The 19,139-nt window shown below is 40.7% G+C and carries 9 protein-coding genes, 2 tRNA genes and 3 rRNA genes; 8 read left to right on the top strand and 6 right to left on the bottom strand.

The annotated features are described in order from the left end of the window. Positions 1-290: 290 nt before the first annotated feature. From ACZ5QH_RS22620 to ACZ5QH_RS22585, 8 genes are all read left to right on the top strand, one after another. A complete protein-coding gene (locus ACZ5QH_RS22620) occupies positions 291-2,192 on the top strand; it encodes a 5'-nucleotidase C-terminal domain-containing protein (protein WP_303577865.1) in 1,902 nt (633 codons plus the stop codon). 535 nt (positions 2,193-2,727) lie between these two features. After that, complete coding sequence (locus tag ACZ5QH_RS22615) at positions 2,728-4,851, top strand: AAA family ATPase (RefSeq protein ID WP_303577866.1); 2,124 nt, start codon at positions 2,728-2,730, stop codon at positions 4,849-4,851. A gap of 587 nt (positions 4,852-5,438) precedes the next feature. Then, positions 5,439-6,977, top strand: a 16S ribosomal RNA gene (locus tag ACZ5QH_RS22610). A gap of 59 nt (positions 6,978-7,036) precedes the next feature. Then, positions 7,037-7,113: transfer RNA gene (locus ACZ5QH_RS22605), tRNA-Ile, on the top strand. A 44-nt stretch (positions 7,114-7,157) separates the two neighbouring features. Next, positions 7,158-7,233: transfer RNA gene (locus ACZ5QH_RS22600), tRNA-Ala, on the top strand. Between the two features lie 337 nt (positions 7,234-7,570). Next, positions 7,571-10,461 (top strand): 23S ribosomal RNA (locus ACZ5QH_RS22595). 202 nt (positions 10,462-10,663) lie between these two features. Continuing rightward, positions 10,664-10,778, top strand: a 5S ribosomal RNA gene (gene rrf, locus ACZ5QH_RS22590). The 16S, 23S and 5S rRNA genes sit together here with 2 tRNA genes alongside, the layout of an rRNA operon. Positions 10,779-10,963: 185 nt before the next feature. Next, entirely contained in the window at positions 10,964-11,275 is a 312-nt protein-coding gene (locus tag ACZ5QH_RS22585) for an ankyrin repeat domain-containing protein (protein WP_275059684.1), read from the top strand. 266 nt (positions 11,276-11,541) lie between these two features. Here ACZ5QH_RS22585 and ACZ5QH_RS22580 read toward each other — a convergent pair whose 3' ends face one another. The 6 genes from ACZ5QH_RS22580 to tssH are packed head-to-tail and all read right to left on the bottom strand — an operon-like array spanning position 11,542 to position 19,110. Then, the gene (locus ACZ5QH_RS22580) at positions 11,542-12,525 is read right to left on the bottom strand and encodes a M15 family metallopeptidase (protein WP_004823585.1); all 984 of its coding nucleotides are present in this window, start codon (positions 12,523-12,525) and stop codon (positions 11,542-11,544) included. Then, positions 12,522-13,118, bottom strand: a complete 597-nt coding sequence (locus ACZ5QH_RS22575) for a hypothetical protein (RefSeq protein ID WP_209828862.1) — start codon at positions 13,116-13,118, stop codon at positions 12,522-12,524. Before ACZ5QH_RS22575 ends, ACZ5QH_RS22580 begins: the two co-directional genes overlap by 4 nt. An 11-nt stretch (positions 13,119-13,129) precedes the next feature. Beyond that, on the bottom strand, positions 13,130-13,930 hold the full coding sequence (icmH, locus tag ACZ5QH_RS22570; protein WP_004723567.1) for a type IVB secretion system protein IcmH/DotU: 801 nt from the start codon (positions 13,928-13,930) through the stop codon (positions 13,130-13,132). A gap of 14 nt (positions 13,931-13,944) precedes the next feature. Continuing rightward, entirely contained in the window at positions 13,945-15,309 is a 1,365-nt protein-coding gene (gene tssK / locus ACZ5QH_RS22565; protein ID WP_004823587.1) for a type VI secretion system baseplate subunit TssK, read from the bottom strand. Between the two features lie 6 nt (positions 15,310-15,315). Beyond that, entirely contained in the window at positions 15,316-16,419 is a 1,104-nt protein-coding gene (gene tssA, locus ACZ5QH_RS22560) for a type VI secretion system protein TssA (RefSeq protein WP_004723563.1), read from the bottom strand. Between the two features lie 18 nt (positions 16,420-16,437). Further along, positions 16,438-19,110: a type VI secretion system ATPase TssH gene (tssH, locus tag ACZ5QH_RS22555; RefSeq protein ID WP_270385320.1), complete on the bottom strand. Its 2,673-nt coding sequence runs from the start codon at positions 19,108-19,110 to the stop codon at positions 16,438-16,440. Between the last annotated feature and the right edge of the window lie 29 nt (positions 19,111-19,139).

Here is a 19,139-nt window from a genome sequence, read left to right as displayed (position 1 = left end):
CTTGTCGTAAAAACCAATCAAATTTGATTGGTTTTTTATTTTTAAAATGACTAAATTTGAATACAACTTTTTGAAACTTCAATATTTAAAAAATACATTAAAGAAAAATCATAAAGAGAGCTGTTGTTCAAAGTATCGGTATGCTGTGTTTGTCGGTGTTCACAAAACAATTTGAATATTCAAGCTCTGATGAAACCTTGTTGCTGAGCAATAATGTTTAATTATTCATCAAAATTAAACAAATGATCAACATACTAGGCCATAAATATTTATTGCTTGTTGGAAATATCATGTTGATTAATAATAAAAAGCAAATCATTTTGCTGAGTGTGCTGTCTACGCTGTTGGTTGCCTGTAATGATGATAATGATCATTCAAATACTGAAAAACCAGTTGAGGCAAAAGCTTTAGAACTGAATATCTTGCATATTAATGACCATCATTCACATTTAGATGAAGAAAGCATTAAATTTAAAAGCAATGTGGGGACAGGGGATGAAGAGTTTAGTGTTGTAAGCGGTGGATTTGCACGTGTTGCCAGCTTAATTAACCAACTTGCAGTAGAAAAGAAAAATGCTTTAAAAATACATGCAGGTGATGCGATCACTGGCGATTTGTACTATAACTTAACGGATGGGAAAGCAGACGCAGATGCAATGAACACCGTTTGTTTTGATACATTTACGCCGGGTAACCATGAGTTTGATTCTAAAGATGATGGATTAAAGAAATTTATTGGTTTCTTGGATCAAAGTTCTTGTAAAGACAAAACCCAAATTTTAACGGCCAATGTCAGTTTTGGTGCATCATCACCACTGTATAAAACCAACCGCATTTTGAAGTCACAAGTGTTTGAAAAAGAGGGGGTGAAATTTGCAATCATTGGTTTAACGGTTGCCAAGAAAACCAAAAACTCTTCGCAACCGAATGCTGATACATTGTTTGCAGATGAAATTGAAACAGCGCAAAAAGAAATTAATCAATATAAAGCGCAAGGCATTAAAAATATTATTCTTCAAACTCATGTGGGATACGACTTAGACCAACAGTTGGCAAAATCACTTACCGATGTTGATGTGATTATTGGGGGCGATTCACATACCTTGTTGGGCCCTGACAGTCTTAAAAAATATGGCATGACGCCAGAAGGTGCTTATCCAACACAGCTGAGAAACAAAGATGGTCAATTGGTCTGCGTTGCGCAAGCTTGGCAGTACAGTTATATCGTGGGTGATTTAAATGTGAAGTTTGACAAAAACGGGAATGTCGAAAGCTGTAGTGGGACACCACATGTACTTATTGGCAATAACTTTACCCGTACCGCCAAAGACGCAAAAGCAGTCACCGAAACAGAAAAACAAGCAATACTGACGCAATTTAAAACAGATCAGGTTCCATTTACTGTTGTAGCACCTCTACAAAAGACCTTGGATGTTTTAAAACCGTATCAGGAACAAAAGAAAAAATTTGCTCAGGAAATCGTAGGTCAAGCCACAGATAATCTCTGTTCACGTCGAGTCCCTGGTACACAACGTGATGTAAATCGTTCAACACTCGGCGATATCTGTAATAAGAATACCCATGTCGATCAACATGGTGGAGATATTCAACAAATTATTGCTGAAGCGTTTTTACAACAAGGAAAGACCTTCTTTGGCGCTGATATCTCATTCCAAAATGGTGGTGGTGTCCGTGAAGATGTTGCTTTAGGGGATGTGACAGTTGGTAAAATTTATAATGTCTTACCGTTCAAGAATACATTGTTGCGTTTAGATTTGACGGGTGCTGAAGTTAAAGCTACCTTAGAGGATGCAATAGATGGTGTGATTGCCCAGAATAATACGGGTAGCTACCCATATACCGGTGGTATGCGTTGGAATGTTGACTTTACCAAAGACAAAGGCCAGCGTCTTAACCAAATACAAGTACGTAATGCATCTGGGCAATATGAAAATCTTGATCTCAATAAGACTTACAAAGCGATCACGATTGATTTTCTTGCCAATGGTGGTGACTACTATACCACCTTGAAAACCATTACTGGTGAGCGCCGTGTGAATGTTGGCTTAGACTATGCTGAGGCTTTCCTCAAATATGCCCAAGGTTTGGCTGGTCAGACAGGTCAAAAGAAAATTAATAAATTAGCAACGGTTGAATACAGTACCCAGCTATTTATCGATAAAGCAAAATAAACTGAAACAGACAATCAAAATCCCGCTTCGGCGGGATTTTTTTCGTTGGGTCGTTGATGAAAACTGACAAAATCCTATGTCGGTGATGAATAAATAATTGCAAAAATCCATGCTTAACTTTAAAATGAGCCAAAATTTAGCCACGATGGCTTAAATAATCACAATGACAAAGCTAATTTTCTTTTCACTTGCCTCAATTTGATCTTGTAACGTTGCCTTTTGACAAGATTGTTTACAACCACTGACTGGTTGCAGGATAACCATAATATCTTGATTGAACCCATCGTTTTAAGCAGGGTGCTTAAAATGTGATTTGAATCAGCTGTTAAATTCAATATTCGGGAGAAAAATCATGTTGTTTAACGTATTTCTCATTTTGGGCTTTAAATAGACCCTATACATTTTTAATCGTTTAAATTAAACGAAAATAAACCTTATTTTAAAGAATATACATGTTCTGAGGGATGACTTTGCTTGCAGAAAATGCAAATTGAAAAAAGTTTAGCCTTAGTCATGAAAAGAAAAAAGTGAATATATGAACGAATATATTAATCAACCTTTTGCACAAAATATGCATCAGGTTGACGTAGCGGATTTTGCTGAAATTTCTCCGATTGTAAAACTTTGGGCTTTTCGATTTTTGGTCGAGTTAGGTGGTGCAAAAGAATTTATTTCTGATCATTGCTTTAGTCATCAATGGATTGCAAAAAAGTTAGGTTTTTCTGAAGCATTACTTGCAGATAAGTTCGATGAGCAAGCTGCTTATCAGGAACTCAACCATTTGCATAAAAATAGCCAACAGCAAAATTTATTAGATAATTTTCAGTTCAATGCTGAGTTGCAATATAACCTAAAGTTAATACAGCAATTACTGGATTTAAATGCTGTTGAAAGCACGATTTTAGGTTTTATCGTGATGTTAAACAGTGAACAACTTCTAGATGATATTGCGGATACCATCGGTGAATTGACTGCGTCTAAAACCATACGTGCTTTGGCTGTGGTTTTAGATTTACCTTATGAAGCAATTCGGCAGGCTTTGTCTGTACAAGGGCGTTTACATCGCAGTGGCTTAATCAGTGTTCAACAACACTATCGTAATTATTTACGTGGGAAATTGAATCTGGTGTCAAACCAATTGGCCGATAAGTTATTGGTGAAAACCAATGATGTGATGGATCTGTTTGTTGGAACCATTAATAAAAGTCAGCCTGCTGAATTAACCTTAGAGGATTATCCTCATTTACACACTGAATTGACTTTACTCCTAGCTTACTTAAAGCAAGTCAAAATGAGTAAGCAACAGGGGGTAAATATCTTCCTTTATGGCAGTTCAGGCACAGGAAAGACACAACTGTGTAAGACCCTTGCAGATGAAATGGAGGTGCAACTTTTTGAAATCTCCTGTGAAGATGAAGATGGTGATGCAATTTCAGCCACAGGGCGTTTATGTGCGTATCGTGCAGCGCAGTGCATTTTCGACAGTCAATCTGCTTTATTGATGTTTGATGAAGTTGAGGATGTGTTTAATGACACCGAAAATGGTGTGGGGATGAAAAGCACTGCGCAAAGTCGTAAGGCTTGGGTCAATCGTATTTTAGAGCAAAATCGTACACCAACGATTTGGGTGTCTAATTCTGATCAACTTGATCCTGCGTTTATACGCCGTTTTGATATGGTGCTTGAAATTAAAGTGCCACCTAAAAAGCAACGCAGAAGCTTTATCGAACAACATTGTGGTCAAGAACTTAATCCTTTGTATCAGGAAGCCTTGGCCAATGTTGAGCAATTATCTCCAGCAATTTTACGCCGTAGTTATCGTGTTGCCAAAGCGGCTCAAATGCACAATGCGCATTTAGTGGTACAGGAAAGCATGACCAAATTGGTGTCCAATACTTTAAAAGCACAGGGTCATCAAGGCATTAAATTGCAAGATAGTAATGCGTTGCCCAAGTTCTATGATCTGAACTATATCAATTGTAAGGCGAATCTTGCGGAGATCGCATCAGGTATCCAGCAACATGGTTTTGGCCGTTTATGTTTATACGGAGCATCTGGAACAGGTAAAACTGCATTTGCACGATGGTTATCTGAAACCATCAATCGACCTTTACTGATTAAGCGTGGTTCAGACTTAATTTCTGCTTGGGTTGGTGAAACAGAACAGAACCTTGCTAAAGCGTTTCATGAAGCCGAAGACTTACAGGCAATTTTATTGCTGGATGAAGTAGATGGTTTATTACAAGATCGCTGCCAAGCAACCCGCTCTTGGGAAGTTTCGCAGGTAAATGAGTTTTTGGTTCAAATGGAAAGCTTTAATGGCATCGTGGTGGCGACAACCAATCGCTTTGATGAACTTGATCAAGCTGCGTTACGCCGTTTCGATTTTAAAATGCATTTTGATTTTTTAAATTATGCACAGCGTTTGGCTTTATTGGAAAATGTCTGTACACAACTCAAACTTGATGTTCATGAAGCTGATATAAAAGTAAAACTGCAATCTTTAGATCGTTTAAGTGCTGGAGACTTTGCGGTGATTGTACGACAGTCCTGTTTTCATCCTTTTGAAAATGTGGATTCTATTCTGCAGCATTTAACAGATGAAATGACTGCAAAATATAAAAGTGCACAAAGTATAGGATTTACCGCATCAAATTGATGCGGTTTTTCTTTTTGAATCCTAATTCAGTTGAATAATGCTTAGATTTTGTGATTCGAGAGTGGAAAACAAAGCATAAAAATAACTTTAATATGAAAAAAATAATGAAAAATGCTTAAAAAATAGATAAAAAGCATAAAAAAATGCTGATTTTGAGGAAAAAACGCACATCCGATAAAAAAGTTTAAAAAAAGGGGTTGTGTTGGTTAGGGAATGCTGTAGAATGCACATCCATCGGCGGTGATGTTAAATAAAACTTCTGATAAATCAGGCACTTGATTAATTTGTTAAGATTTCGAATTGAGATTTTAAGATGAGATTAGAGTTGGGTTTGTTAGAAAAAATAATTAACATTATTGATTGACTTTTTAGAGATAGAGAGTAGTATAGCCGACCTAGCTTGATGCTGACGAAGCATTGAGAAGATCATTAAGAGAATATGAAGAACAACTTGTGTGGATTTTTACTGATTGATTGATCGAAATATTATCATTGATTGATTGGTTTAAATTACTCGAAGTTTATTTGAGAGAATTTGTCAGTACATTGATGAGCCAGAATTGTGACCTTAAGTCACTAATGATTTTTAACTGAAGAGTTTGATCATGGCTCAGATTGAACGCTGGCGGCAGGCTTAACACATGCAAGTCGAGCGGGGGAGATTGCTTCGGTAATTGACCTAGCGGCGGACGGGTGAGTAATACTTAGGAATCTGCCTATTAATGGGGGACAACATCTCGAAAGGGATGCTAATACCGCATACGCCCTACGGGGGAAAGCAGGGGATCACTTGTGACCTTGCGTTAATAGATGAGCCTAAGTCGGATTAGCTAGTTGGTGGGGTAAAGGCCTACCAAGGCGACGATCTGTAGCGGGTCTGAGAGGATGATCCGCCACACTGGGACTGAGACACGGCCCAGACTCCTACGGGAGGCAGCAGTGGGGAATATTGGACAATGGGGGGAACCCTGATCCAGCCATGCCGCGTGTGTGAAGAAGGCCTTATGGTTGTAAAGCACTTTAAGCGAGGAGGAGGCTCTTCTAGTTAATACCTAGGATGAGTGGACGTTACTCGCAGAATAAGCACCGGCTAACTCTGTGCCAGCAGCCGCGGTAATACAGAGGGTGCGAGCGTTAATCGGATTTACTGGGCGTAAAGCGTGCGTAGGCGGCTTTTTAAGTCGGATGTGAAATCCCCGAGCTTAACTTGGGAATTGCATTCGATACTGGGAAGCTAGAGTATGGGAGAGGATGGTAGAATTCCAGGTGTAGCGGTGAAATGCGTAGAGATCTGGAGGAATACCGATGGCGAAGGCAGCCATCTGGCCTAATACTGACGCTGAGGTACGAAAGCATGGGGAGCAAACAGGATTAGATACCCTGGTAGTCCATGCCGTAAACGATGTCTACTAGCCGTTGGGGCCTTTGAGGCTTTAGTGGCGCAGCTAACGCGATAAGTAGACCGCCTGGGGAGTACGGTCGCAAGACTAAAACTCAAATGAATTGACGGGGGCCCGCACAAGCGGTGGAGCATGTGGTTTAATTCGATGCAACGCGAAGAACCTTACCTGGTCTTGACATAGTAAGAACTTTCCAGAGATGGATTGGTGCCTTCGGGAACTTACATACAGGTGCTGCATGGCTGTCGTCAGCTCGTGTCGTGAGATGTTGGGTTAAGTCCCGCAACGAGCGCAACCCTTTTCCTTATTTGCCAGCACTTCGGGTGGGAACTTTAAGGATACTGCCAGTGACAAACTGGAGGAAGGCGGGGACGACGTCAAGTCATCATGGCCCTTACGACCAGGGCTACACACGTGCTACAATGGTCGGTACAAAGGGTTGCTACCTAGCGATAGGATGCTAATCTCAAAAAGCCGATCGTAGTCCGGATTGGAGTCTGCAACTCGACTCCATGAAGTCGGAATCGCTAGTAATCGCGGATCAGAATGCCGCGGTGAATACGTTCCCGGGCCTTGTACACACCGCCCGTCACACCATGGGAGTTTGTTGCACCAGAAGTAGGTAGTCTAACCGTAAGGAGGACGCTTACCACGGTGTGGCCGATGACTGGGGTGAAGTCGTAACAAGGTAGCCGTAGGGGAACCTGCGGCTGGATCACCTCCTTAACGAAAGATTGACGATTGGTAAGAATCCACAACAAGTTGTTCTTCATTGATGTATCTGAGGGTCTGTAGCTCAGTTGGTTAGAGCACACGCTTGATAAGCGTGGGGTCACAAGTTCAAGTCTTGTCAGACCCACCAAGTCTACTGAACACAGAAGAGCAGATATATTAAGATCTTAAGCTGGGGACTTAGCTTAGTTGGTAGAGCGCCTGCTTTGCACGCAGGAGGTCAACGGTTCGACTCCGTTAGTCTCCACCACTAATTAAAGACTAAGTGATTACAGAACTTAGTAAGCCGATAGCTTATTAAGTTCTGTGATTTATCACAGTTAACTACTCGCTGACGAGGCGGTAGTGAATCATTAACAGAATATATTTGAGTTGAAATAATTGTTTAAACTCGTTTTAGTTGATGTTAGCAAGTAATTGTTAATGTTGAGTGAAATGAGCACTAGCGATAAAACTGAATCAAGCGTTTTGGTATATGAATTAAATTGAAGCTGTATGGTGATTAAGTTCACAGGCAACAAATAGAAGTGATTAAGTTCACATTGTTGATCCTCCTTGTAGGGATTAACGACTGTTTGGGGTTGTATAGTCAAGTAATTAAGTGCATGTGGTGGATGCCTTGGCAGTCAGAGGCGATGAAAGACGTAATAGCCTGCGATAAGCTTCGGGGAGGCGGCAAATATCCTGTGATCCGGAGATTTCTGAATGGGGAAACCCACTTACCATAAGGTAGGTATCGCATGATGAATACATAGTCATGCGAGGCGAACGAGGGGAAGTGAAACATCTCAGTACCCTTAGGAAAAGAAATCAATTGAGATTCCCTCAGTAGCGGCGAGCGAACGGGGATCAGCCCATTAAGTTATATGTGTTTTAGCGGAAAGCTCTGGGAAGTGCTACCGTAGAGGGTGATAGTCCCGTACACGAAAGGGCACATATAATGATGACGAGTAGGGCGAGGCACGTGAAACCTTGTCTGAATATGGGGGGACCATCCTCCAAGGCTAAATACTCCTGACTGACCGATAGTGAACCAGTACCGTGAGGGAAAGGCGAAAAGAACCCCTGTGAGGGGAGTGAAATAGATCCTGAAACCGCATGCATACAAGCAGTGGGAGCCAACTTGTTTGGTGACTGCGTACCTTTTGTATAATGGGTCAGCGACTTATATTCAGTAGCAAGGTTAACCGTATAGGGGAGCCGTAGAGAAATCGAGTCTTAATAGGGCGTTTAGTTGCTGGGTATAGACCCGAAACCGGGTGATCTATCCATGAGCAGGTTGAAGGTTGGGTAACACTAACTGGAGGACCGAACCCACTGTCGTTGAAAAGCCAGGGGATGACTTGTGGATAGGGGTGAAAGGCTAATCAAACTCGGTGATAGCTGGTTCTCCCCGAAAGCTATTTAGGTAGCGCCTCGGACGAATACCATAGGGGGTAGAGCACTGTTTCGGCTAGGGGGTCATCCCGACTTACCAAACCGATGCAAACTCCGAATACCTATGAGTACTATCCGGGAGACAGACTGCGGGTGCTAACGTCCGTAGTCAAGAGGAAAACAATCCAGACCGCCAGCTAAGGCCCCCAAATTATAGTTAAGTGGGAAACGATGTGGGAAGGCATAGACAGCTAGGAGGTTGGCTTAGAAGCAGCCACCCTTTAAAGAAAGCGTAATAGCTCACTAGTCGAGTCGGCCTGCGCGGAAGATGTAACGGGGCTAAAACTATATGCCGAAGCTGCGGATGTATACTATGTATACGTGGTAGGGGAGCGTTCTGTAAGCCGATGAAGGTGTATTGAGAAGTATGCTGGAGGTATCAGAAGTGCGAATGCTGACGTGAGTAACGACAAAACGGGTGAAAAACCCGTTCGCTGAAAGACCAAGGGTTCCAGTCCAACGTTAATCGGGGCTGGGTGAGTCGACCCCTAAGGCGAGGCCGAGAGGCGTAGTCGATGGGAAATTGGTTAATATTCCAATACTTCTGTGTAATGCGATGAGAGGACGGAGAAAGTTAAGTCAGCCTGGCGTTGGTTGTCCAGGTGAAAGGCAGTAGGCATGCATCTTAGGCAAATCCGGGGTGCTCTATGCTGAGAGCTGATAGCAAGCTAGTTTACTAGCGAAGTGGCTGATACTATGCTTCCAGGAAAAGTCTCTAAGCTTCAGTTACACAGGAATCGTACCCTAAACCGACACAGGTGGTCAGGTCGAGTAGACCAAAGCGCTTGAGAGAACTCTGCTGAAGGAACTAGGCAAAATGGTACCGTAACTTCGGGAGAAGGTACGCTGCTGACGGTGATAGGACTTGCTCCTTGAGCTATTGGCAGCCACAGAAACCAGGCCCCTGCAACTGTTTATTAAAAACATAGCACTCTGCAAACACGAAAGTGGACGTATAGGGTGTGATGCCTGCCCGGTGCTGGAAGGTTAATTGATGGGGTTAGCGTAAGCGAAGCTCTTGATCGAAGCCCCAGTAAACGGCGGCCGTAACTATAACGGTCCTAAGGTAGCGAAATTCCTTGTCGGGTAAGTTCCGACCTGCACGAATGGCATAATGATGGGGGCGCTGTCTCCAGCAGAGGCTCAGTGAAATCGAAATCGCCGTGAAGATGCGGTGTACCCGCGGCTAGACGGAAAGACCCCGTGAACCTTTACTGCAGCTTGACATTGAACTTTGATCTTACTTGTGTAGGATAGGTGGGAGGCTTTGAAGTAGTGACGCCAGTTGCTATGGAGCCATCCTTGAAATACCACCCTGGTAATATTGAGGTTCTAACTCTGTCCCGTTATCCGGGACGAGGACCATGTCTGGTGGGTAGTTTGACTGGGGCGGTCTCCTCCTAAAGAGTAACGGAGGAGTACGAAGGTGCGCTCAGCGTGGTCGGAAATCACGCGTAGAGTATAAAGGCAAAAGCGCGCTTAACTGCGAGACCCACAAGTCGAGCAGGTACGAAAGTAGGTCTTAGTGATCCGGTGGTTCTGTATGGAAGGGCCATCGCTCAACGGATAAAAGGTACTCTGGGGATAACAGGCTGATACCGCCCAAGAGTTCATATCGACGGCGGTGTTTGGCACCTCGATGTCGGCTCATCTCATCCTGGGGCTGAAGCAGGTCCCAAGGGTATGGCTGTTCGCCATTTAAAGAGGTACGCGAGCTGGGTTTAGAACGTCGTGAGACAGTTCGGTCCCTATCTACCGTGGGCGTTGGAAATTTGAGAGGATCTGCTCCTAGTACGAGAGGACCAGAGTGGACGAACCTCTGGTGTACCGGTTGTGACGCCAGTCGCATCGCCGGGTAGCTATGTTCGGAAGGGATAACCGCTGAAAGCATCTAAGCGGGAAGCCTACCTCAAGATAAGATTTCCCTAGGACTTTATGTCCTCTAAAGAGCCGTTGAAGACTACGACGTTGATAGGTTGGATGTGGAAGTGCGGTGACGCATGAAGCTGACCAATACTAATTGCTCGTGAGGCTTGACTATACAACACCCAAGCAGTTGTATATGAAGCATCATTTGATTCATAAAAGATCAAACATACTTGATTTAGTTGTAAAGCTAGTTAAACTATTCAACTCAAATGTTCTGTTTGAGCGAGGGTAAGCAAAGCAACGCTTTGCCCGAGCGCAAGATTTGGTACGAAGTAAGGCATTTAAATAAGACCCGAACAAGTCCATAACAGTTTGCTGGCGACAATAGCAAGAGTGAACCACCTGATCCCTTCCCGAACTCAGAAGTGAAACCTCTTAGCGCTGATGGTAGTGTGGGGTTACCCATGTGAGAGTAAGTCATCGCCAGCTTTTAAATCTAAAACACCCCGATCTCTAACGAGAGCGGGGTGTTTTTTTATGTGTGGTGTTGATTGGCGAAATGAAACAGATCTATTTATATTGAGCTAATTGATGACTGAATTCATTGAATAATGAACTGTTGACCTTTAAAATTTTTAGCTAAATAATAATTGAACAAAAATTTGGTATTTCTTATGAAACTTAACTCATTCTCACCGCTTCCTAATAATGATGAAGAATTACATCTTCCTGAACTGGTGTATGCTGCATCTTTAGGAGAGTTTGAACAGGTCGAACAACTATTATCACAAGGTGTTGATGTCAATCAAACTGATGATGAGGGCTATAGTGCGCTACAAGCTGCGGCGGAAAATGATCATTTAGATATCGTTAAATTATTAATTTCTAAAGGCGCAAACAAAGACTATAAAAGCCAATTTACCGCATTAGAGCTTGCAGAAATGGCTGAAAATCAACAGATTATTACGTATTTAAATGGTTTATAGATTCTCAAACAATATGATGTGAATCAGATATTCTATAGATATAAAAAGAAAACCCCATCATCCTGATGGGGTTTTCTTCGTATTGGTGTGTTAGATCTGACTCCTGTCGAATCTCACGTTCCTGATGCTCAGACGCTTTATTGTTGTTTTATGTCTGGGAAACTTCCTGTTCCCTATAACTATAGAATATAAGACTAGGCTTTGATCGTATAGATGACAATCGCTGTGATTGCTGTAAGCATTTTCCTACACAGACAATATGGCAATTAATTTACATCGATATTATTTGCCATAAGTCCTTTGCCTTGTGCTTCAGCAATCAAGCGTTCAGCAGATTCACGGTTTTTACGCAGTCCTGGCATACGGAACTCAGTATGACCATAGTCGTGAATGCGTGTCCAACGCCCACCCCATGTTAAACCTACAGATTCAGCAACAACCCCATACAATTGATAACCTTTCCATGCCCAAGGATCTCGTTCAGAAATAACAACTTTACCATCTCGTTTAAAGGCAACATCGGCTGCTAAACCAAATTGATGATAACTTTGATAGGCTTTGGCTAAAGTCGTGGCTGTATTGCCAGATAAACGAGTTTGACGTTCTGGACTACGATAACCTTCTAAAAGCACCATTTCATAACCATGGCGCTCTTTCATGATTTTAAAGACCATGAGTAAACGCTGCTTATAACTTGGATGCATTTTGTCCCATTTACGGTCAACCATTGCTGTATCGAAGCTGCTACGTTGATCTCCAATCCCTTCATTATCTATAGCTGATGGATTTACACTCGGAAATTGATGATTTGGAACAGGATTTTCTCTTTCCAATATCTGTGCTTGAACAATCGCAGCATCAATTAAGCTTTCATCCACTGCTGGAGGAGGGGTTAAAACCTCACCATTTAATAGCGCATAAATTTGAGGGTCAGTTTTTCTTAAATATTCTGCTTCAACCTTTGTCGGATCAATTGGCCGGGTAAATGCAAAAACAAGAATGCTGGAAAGTAAAAAGAAACCCGCAATCAAAATCCACCATTGCTGTAAATGCCAATGGGTTTGGGTTTGATTGGCTGAGGCTGCTTGATTCATTTGTTCTGCAAAGTGCTTTGCAGAAGCCAGCTTTCTCTTACCTTGCGGTAAAAGTGCTTTAAGGTAGTCTAAAGTTTTATGTCTAATTTCATAAGACATCAGAAAAGTTAGACCAAGCACCAAAAAGATAAAACAAATGACAACAAACAAAATCATGGTTTATTTTCTATGACTTTCCGGTCTATCGTCACTTTCACTGTACCTTCAGGGGAAGCTTCTTGCGCTTCCTCTTTTTTAGGTGCGGCTTCTTTTTCAGTAGGTTTAGCCGCAGTTTCTGCTTTTGCTTCTACTTTCGCTTTTGGTACTGGTTTTGCGGTTATTGCAGCTTGTGGTCTGGTTGCAGCTGGCGGTGGCACTGCTGGTTTCGCCTCTGGTTTTAGCATTTGTTCAAACGGGGAGGCATTCGGATTTGGATTTTTCTGAGCAGCAACCTTATTTTCATGTTTAAAAATCTGATTGAAATCTTTTTCATTGATATGCTGCTTATATGCACCAGCATTTTCATCGTGATGATTGGTTGCTGTTTCTTCAGCGTGCACATCGCGTAGTTCAGGTTCTTGTGTTGCAACCGAATCCGTATTGGTACTGGTATTTTCTGTTGGGTTGATATTGATAAAAACAAAAAAGAAAATAGCAGAAATAACCATCCCAGCAATTAAACCAAGTAGAAAAACAGACGATTTCCCCAATGTTTTTTTAGCGGGTTTACTTTGTAATATACGAATAGATGTTTGTTTTTCTTGTGTCATAATTCAACCTGTCAAGGCAATTGAATAGTGATATGTGCTTGTTCAGCAGGTGCAGAAATCACATTATTAAATTTCGCAATAGAAGCATTTTCCGTCTTATTCAACATGAATTTTAGGCCAGCGAAAGCCAGTACAGCAAATAACAACAGGAAAATTAAAATCCAAACAAAGGGTAATTCTTTATGAATAATATTTTTGATTTGATCTGGTAAAGCCGCAAAAGGAGAAAAGGCCGTCTTTTTGCCTTTTAAATAATCGATTTCATCACCGACTCGTGCCACAAGATGATTTAAACTTTCAATTGATTCAATACGATACTTACCTTGGAAACCGAGCAATAAGCAATAATGAAAAACTTCGAGAGAAGCCAATCTTTCTTTACCACGAGCACGAATCAGTTCGAGAAACTCAAAGAAACGATAACCTGCAAGCTGTGAACCAAATAAAGTTAATTGGAGTGGACTGATTAACCAATGATTTTGTAGATTAAAGAATGATGGATCTTGTTGAGTAACAATGGTTTCATCAATTAAGGCGCAATATGCATATTTTGCATCATGAATATCTTCAGGAGAAAACTGCAGTTTTTTTGCTTGGTGTTCAAAACGATTCAACAAATCTAAAATTTTGTCTTTAAAGCCGTTTGCATTTTCTGGCACATACTGATTCTTCAATAAGAAAACAATATAAAATCCGTCATGTAGAAGATCGACTAAATTGGTTGCTTGTGTGATTTTGGATTGTTGCGGTAAAGAACCTCCACCAATTTGTCCATCATCAAACAGTGAGGGGGCAATATTATTCTGGCTCATGACATACTCCTCGCTTAACCATTCATCACTGCAATTAATTCAATACTGATATCTTGGAAACCTGCAGGGACATATATACAGATGGTTTCAGAATCAAGCATACGTTGATACATTTCATGATGTGGTTCAATTTCAAAATAATTCACACCAGAACGTACCGGGATAGCAGTTGGAATTTGGACTAAATGATGAATTGGGATTGCAGGAAGTGCTGCAACAACACGTTGTTCAACATCGACAGTATTCCCGACTTTGAAACGCAGTGGGACAATTTGAATCAGTTCATGGGTTTGCATCATGCTACTAGAAACAGCGATATAAAGTCTTGATTCTTTAGTGATTTTATCTGTTTCTAAGCTTCCGACCCAATAAGATGGGCGAATTTCTTTTAGCGCAATACTGATATAACGACTTGAAATAATTGTATCGAGCAATTCGCGTAAAATTTTATCAAGCTGGCTAAAGCTATCTTGCAAGTTATGATGTTGATATTGTGGTAAATGTTCAACTTCATATGCGGTCGAGAATGTCAGCAATGAACCCGTTAAACGCAGAAGTTCAAAAAATAGTTTTTCAGGGTGAATCTGCGGATTTTGTAACAGATGATTCAAGGTCGCATGAGCAGTATTCAGTGCATTGACCAACCAGAATGAAACAATATCACCCGATCTAAATTCAATGAGCTTTTGTTCATTTTCACGGTTATTGGTTTGAATCATTTTAATTTTGGCACGAACAACGTTCAATGTTCGCTTCAAATTTGCCAATAAGGTTTCATTTGACTGAATATGTAAAATTGGTGGAATATATTTTGAATCAATTTCAAAATTCCCTGAACTATGACGTCGAATTTTTCCGATAGCAAGATATAAAAAACCATCTAAATCTTGATTTGGATCTGCTTGAACATCAAAAAGTTTAAATTCAGTTCGGCGTCGAAGAAATGTAATTTCAGCAGGGGATGCGTCTGTAAAAAGATCGTGAGTTTCATTCAAATATGAATGGTAGCGAGCAGGTTGTTTATCCTGTTCATCAGAGATGTTCTTCTTATTCGGTTGTAAAATAGGCAATGCTAAGTAAATTAACATTTCCCCACGCAAGTTCAGTTCATCCAATAAAATCGGTTGTGGTAACAGATCTTTGGCCGGTGCTTGGTAAATTTCACCATCCTGCCAAATCATATCAATTTGCTCTAAAGCAAGCACATGTGTGCCCAGCTGTGTTTCGTCAAATCGAAGATTTTTAATTCCATAAGGATAAGGAATCGTTGAACGAATGGTGTGGTTAAGTCGTTGTTCTTGATACGTATCTTGTAATTGGAAGTGTTGTGGTCTTAAAAATAAACCTTCACCCCAAAGAACTTTTTCTGCTTTAAACATAGATGATTACCATTCAGAAGATTCATTATTTTGGTTTACGCCCAATAATTCTTGAATAGAATCAAGGGGATTATCATTTTTAATGACTTGAGTTAACCATTCATGTAAAGGCATTTGGCTCCATTTAATTGTTTTTTGCAGCATATAACTCACAGGACTATGCGGCTCATTGGTTTGAAAGTAATCGGCAATCTCTTGTAAAACCCGCATTGCCTGTTCACGGTTTTGTAAATGGCTTTGTGGTTGAGGTTGAAATGTTTGCGCTTGTGGAATTGGCGCTGAATGCGTTGTTTCTGTTACTGGCATTGTCATTTGAGCTGGGGTATCTTCAACTGCAGCTGTATTGGTGTTGTTTCCAAATGAGTCTGCTTTATAGATTTTTTTCAGATTCATTTGAATATTTTCAAACTGTGAATCGATGCTCGCAAAACTTGGTGCTTCCAGCTCCATCAGTGCATCTAATGTTTGTTTGATAATATTCCAATGCTGCAAAATTTCTTGAAATTGCTGATAATTTTGATATTGAAAAGTGCGTGAGGTGTTGAATAGCGCCTGATTGAATTGATCTAATTCTAAGGACGCTTCTACACTGTCAGAATCTTCGGCTTGCTTACGACGATTATTCTGTAAATGTAAGAATTTTTCGTATTGGGCAAGTGAATAAAATGGTTGAATGTTGATGAGCGGAACATTCTTTACCAAGCTCGGTAATTGGGTGGTAAAACCTTGCAGTAAGCCTAGGCGTTGATCTAAGTCGTCATCTTCAATTTCAGGATGAATCTTTAACCAGAACTGTTCTAAAACACGGTGACTCAGTTCCAGTCCTTTGATTAGACCTTCAAAGCCATAGAGGTTTGTCCAAGCTTCAGTAAGCCATGTTAATAAACGAATATCTTTGGTTTTTTGCGTGAGTAATTGGATTGATTTTTCTGCAACAAATGACCAGTCGGCTTGCTTTGGCTCAGAAATCCAATCACCTTGGTCTAATAAAGGATCATCATGGGTACGTGCTTTTTTAATTTCGTGAAACTCATTGGAAAAAGATAAATCTTCTCCACACGGATGAGCATCAGAAATAGGCTCTAATAAGACGTCTAAATTTATATCCATTTTCTATACTCGTATATATTAAGCTTCCACAACTTTTGACTTTTTGCTCGACTTTTTCTTTGCTGGCTTCGCTTGTGGATCTAATAGGTAAATGATTTCATCATCTTTCGTATCAATATGAATGACTTTTGGTATTTTTTGTTCAGCCAAAGCCACCAATATTTCAGTGGCCAAAGCAGGTAACACTGAGGCATTTAAAATGTTATCAACATTACGAGCGCCACTATCAACTTCAGTACAACGACTTAGAATTAATTCGATTAAATCATCGCTATATGTCACTTTGGTTTCATACTGTTTTTCGAGTCGTGCTGTAATTTTTCCTAGTTTATGCTCAATAATTCTGACTAACAGATCATCATGTAATGGGAAATAAGGGACAATTCGCATACGGCCTAAGAATGCCGGCTTAAATTGTTTGTATAAGCTTGGTTTGAGTTGTTCAGTCAGCTCTTCAGCACTTGGCCATTCTTCGACAGGTTGATTTAGGCATGCCTGCATGATGGCATTTGAGCCCGTGTTTGACGTCAGTAATATCGTGGTGTTTTTAAAATCAATCACACGACCTTCACCATCTTCGAGCGTACCTTTGTCAAAAACTTGATAGAACAGTTCTTGGACATCGCTGTGTGCTTTTTCAATCTCGTCTAATAACACAACGCTATACGGATTACGTCGAACGGCTTCAGTCAAAACACCGCCTTGACCATACCCGACATATCCTGGAGGCGCGCCTTTGAGTGAAGAAACCGTATGCGCCTCTTGGTATTCAGACATATTGATGGTGATTAAATGTGACTCACCACCATAAAGTTCATTGGCAAGTGCTAAGGCAGTTTCTGTTTTACCTACACCACTTGGACCAACAAGCATGAAAACACCCTGTGGTTTATTTGGGTCTTCTAAACGTGCTTTTGATGTTTTAATACCTTGAACCAACTGATGTAGGGCATAATCTTGTCCCATCACACGTTTTTCAAGTTTTTCTTCCAGACTGAGAATTTGCTTAATTTCATCATTGACCATTTTGCCAACAGGAATACCCGTCCAGTCTGAAATAATTTCATTAATAATTTGGGCATTTACACGTTCAAAGACCAATGGCTGCTGACCTTGTAGCTCAGCTAACTGCGTACGTGTATTGAAGATCTCATCTTTGTTAGAATCAGCCTGTTCAGCAGTTTCTAATGCTTGGATTTTTTGAATCAGTGCCAATTCAGCTTGCCATTGTTGTTCTGTTTGCTGAATTTCTTGATCAAGCAATTCCAATGATGATGTTAACTGAGCTAAACGTTCTTCATGAATTGGCTGGTGGCGGTGTTCATTTTCAATAATATTGAATTCAAGATTTAAATTATGTTGTTGTGCTTTAAGTTGATCGAGTTTGACCGGTTGAGCATTTTGGGTTAGCGCAACACGAGCCGCAGCGGTGTCAAGCACACTAATGGCTTTATCCGGGAGTTGGCGACCACTAATATAACGATGTGAAGAATGAACAGCGGTGATAATTGCTTCATCATCAATGCGTAAATTAAAGTGACTAGCCATCACTGGAATCATGGCGCGTAGCATATCGATCGCGACTTCTTCAGTTGGCTCTTCTACTTTGACCACTTGGAAACGACGACTTAAAGCAGCATCTTTTTCAAAATACTGTTTATATTCAGCCCAAGTTGTTGCTGCAATTGTGCGTAACTCACCGCGTGCAAGTGCAGGTTTTAATAAGTTCGCAGCATCATTTTGCCCAGCTTGGCCGCCTGCACCAATCATGGTGTGAGCTTCATCAATAAACAAAATAATTGGATGAGAAGACTGTTGCACTTCTTGAATCACTTGTTTTAAGCGGTTTTCAAACTCACCTTTAACACTTGCACCTGCTTGTAACAGGCCCATATCCAAAGAGTGTAATTGGACATTTTTTAACGCATCGGGCACTTGGTTCTGTGAAATTTTTAATGCCAGACCTTCCACAACTGCGGTTTTACCCACACCAGGCTCACCCGTTAAAATTGGGTTGTTTTGACGACGACGCATTAAGATATCAAGCATTAAACGGATTTCATATTCACGACCAATGACTGGATCAATCCCACCTTTTTGGGCTTTTTCAGTCAAATTAATGGTGAACTGATCTAATGCAGGCGTCTTTTTGCTTGAAGCAGAATGGTCTGTTGGTTGATTCTTAAGTTCAGCTTCTTGTTCTTGAGCGGTTGTTGGAATATTTTCAGCGCTGTTTACACAAATTTCCAAAAATTTATGCTTCATCGTATCAATTGGAAACAGATCAAATAAACTCGATGCTCGAATGGCAATTTGATAAAGATCAGATGCTGTTAAAAGCGCAATCAATAAATGACCGCTTCGGATCACTGGGTCTGGTTCAGCCGAAGCAAGTAACCAAGCTTGCTCTAGAAGTCTAACAATTGATTTGGAAAAAATAGGTGTGCGGGTATTTCCTTTAGGAAGTTGAGAAATACACTCTAATAAATCCGTTAAAAGTGCATCTTTTGAAATTTTGTATTTATTAAGTAGAAGTTCAAGATCATTGGATTGTTGTTCTAATAATTTGACAAAAAAATGTTCGATTTCGATTTCAAAATTTTGATGGTTTACACATAAATTGGCGGATTGTTCTAAAGATGTACGTGAAGATGCTGATAACTTTTTAATCAAAACTTTTAGATCTGTCATTTTCTGTCTCTCTCAAAAAACTTTATTTC

Source organism: Acinetobacter sp. Ac8 (assembly GCF_055392545.1).
The sequence above is the reverse complement of the archived record's forward strand: the minus strand, read 5'-3'. Positions and strand labels throughout refer to the sequence as shown.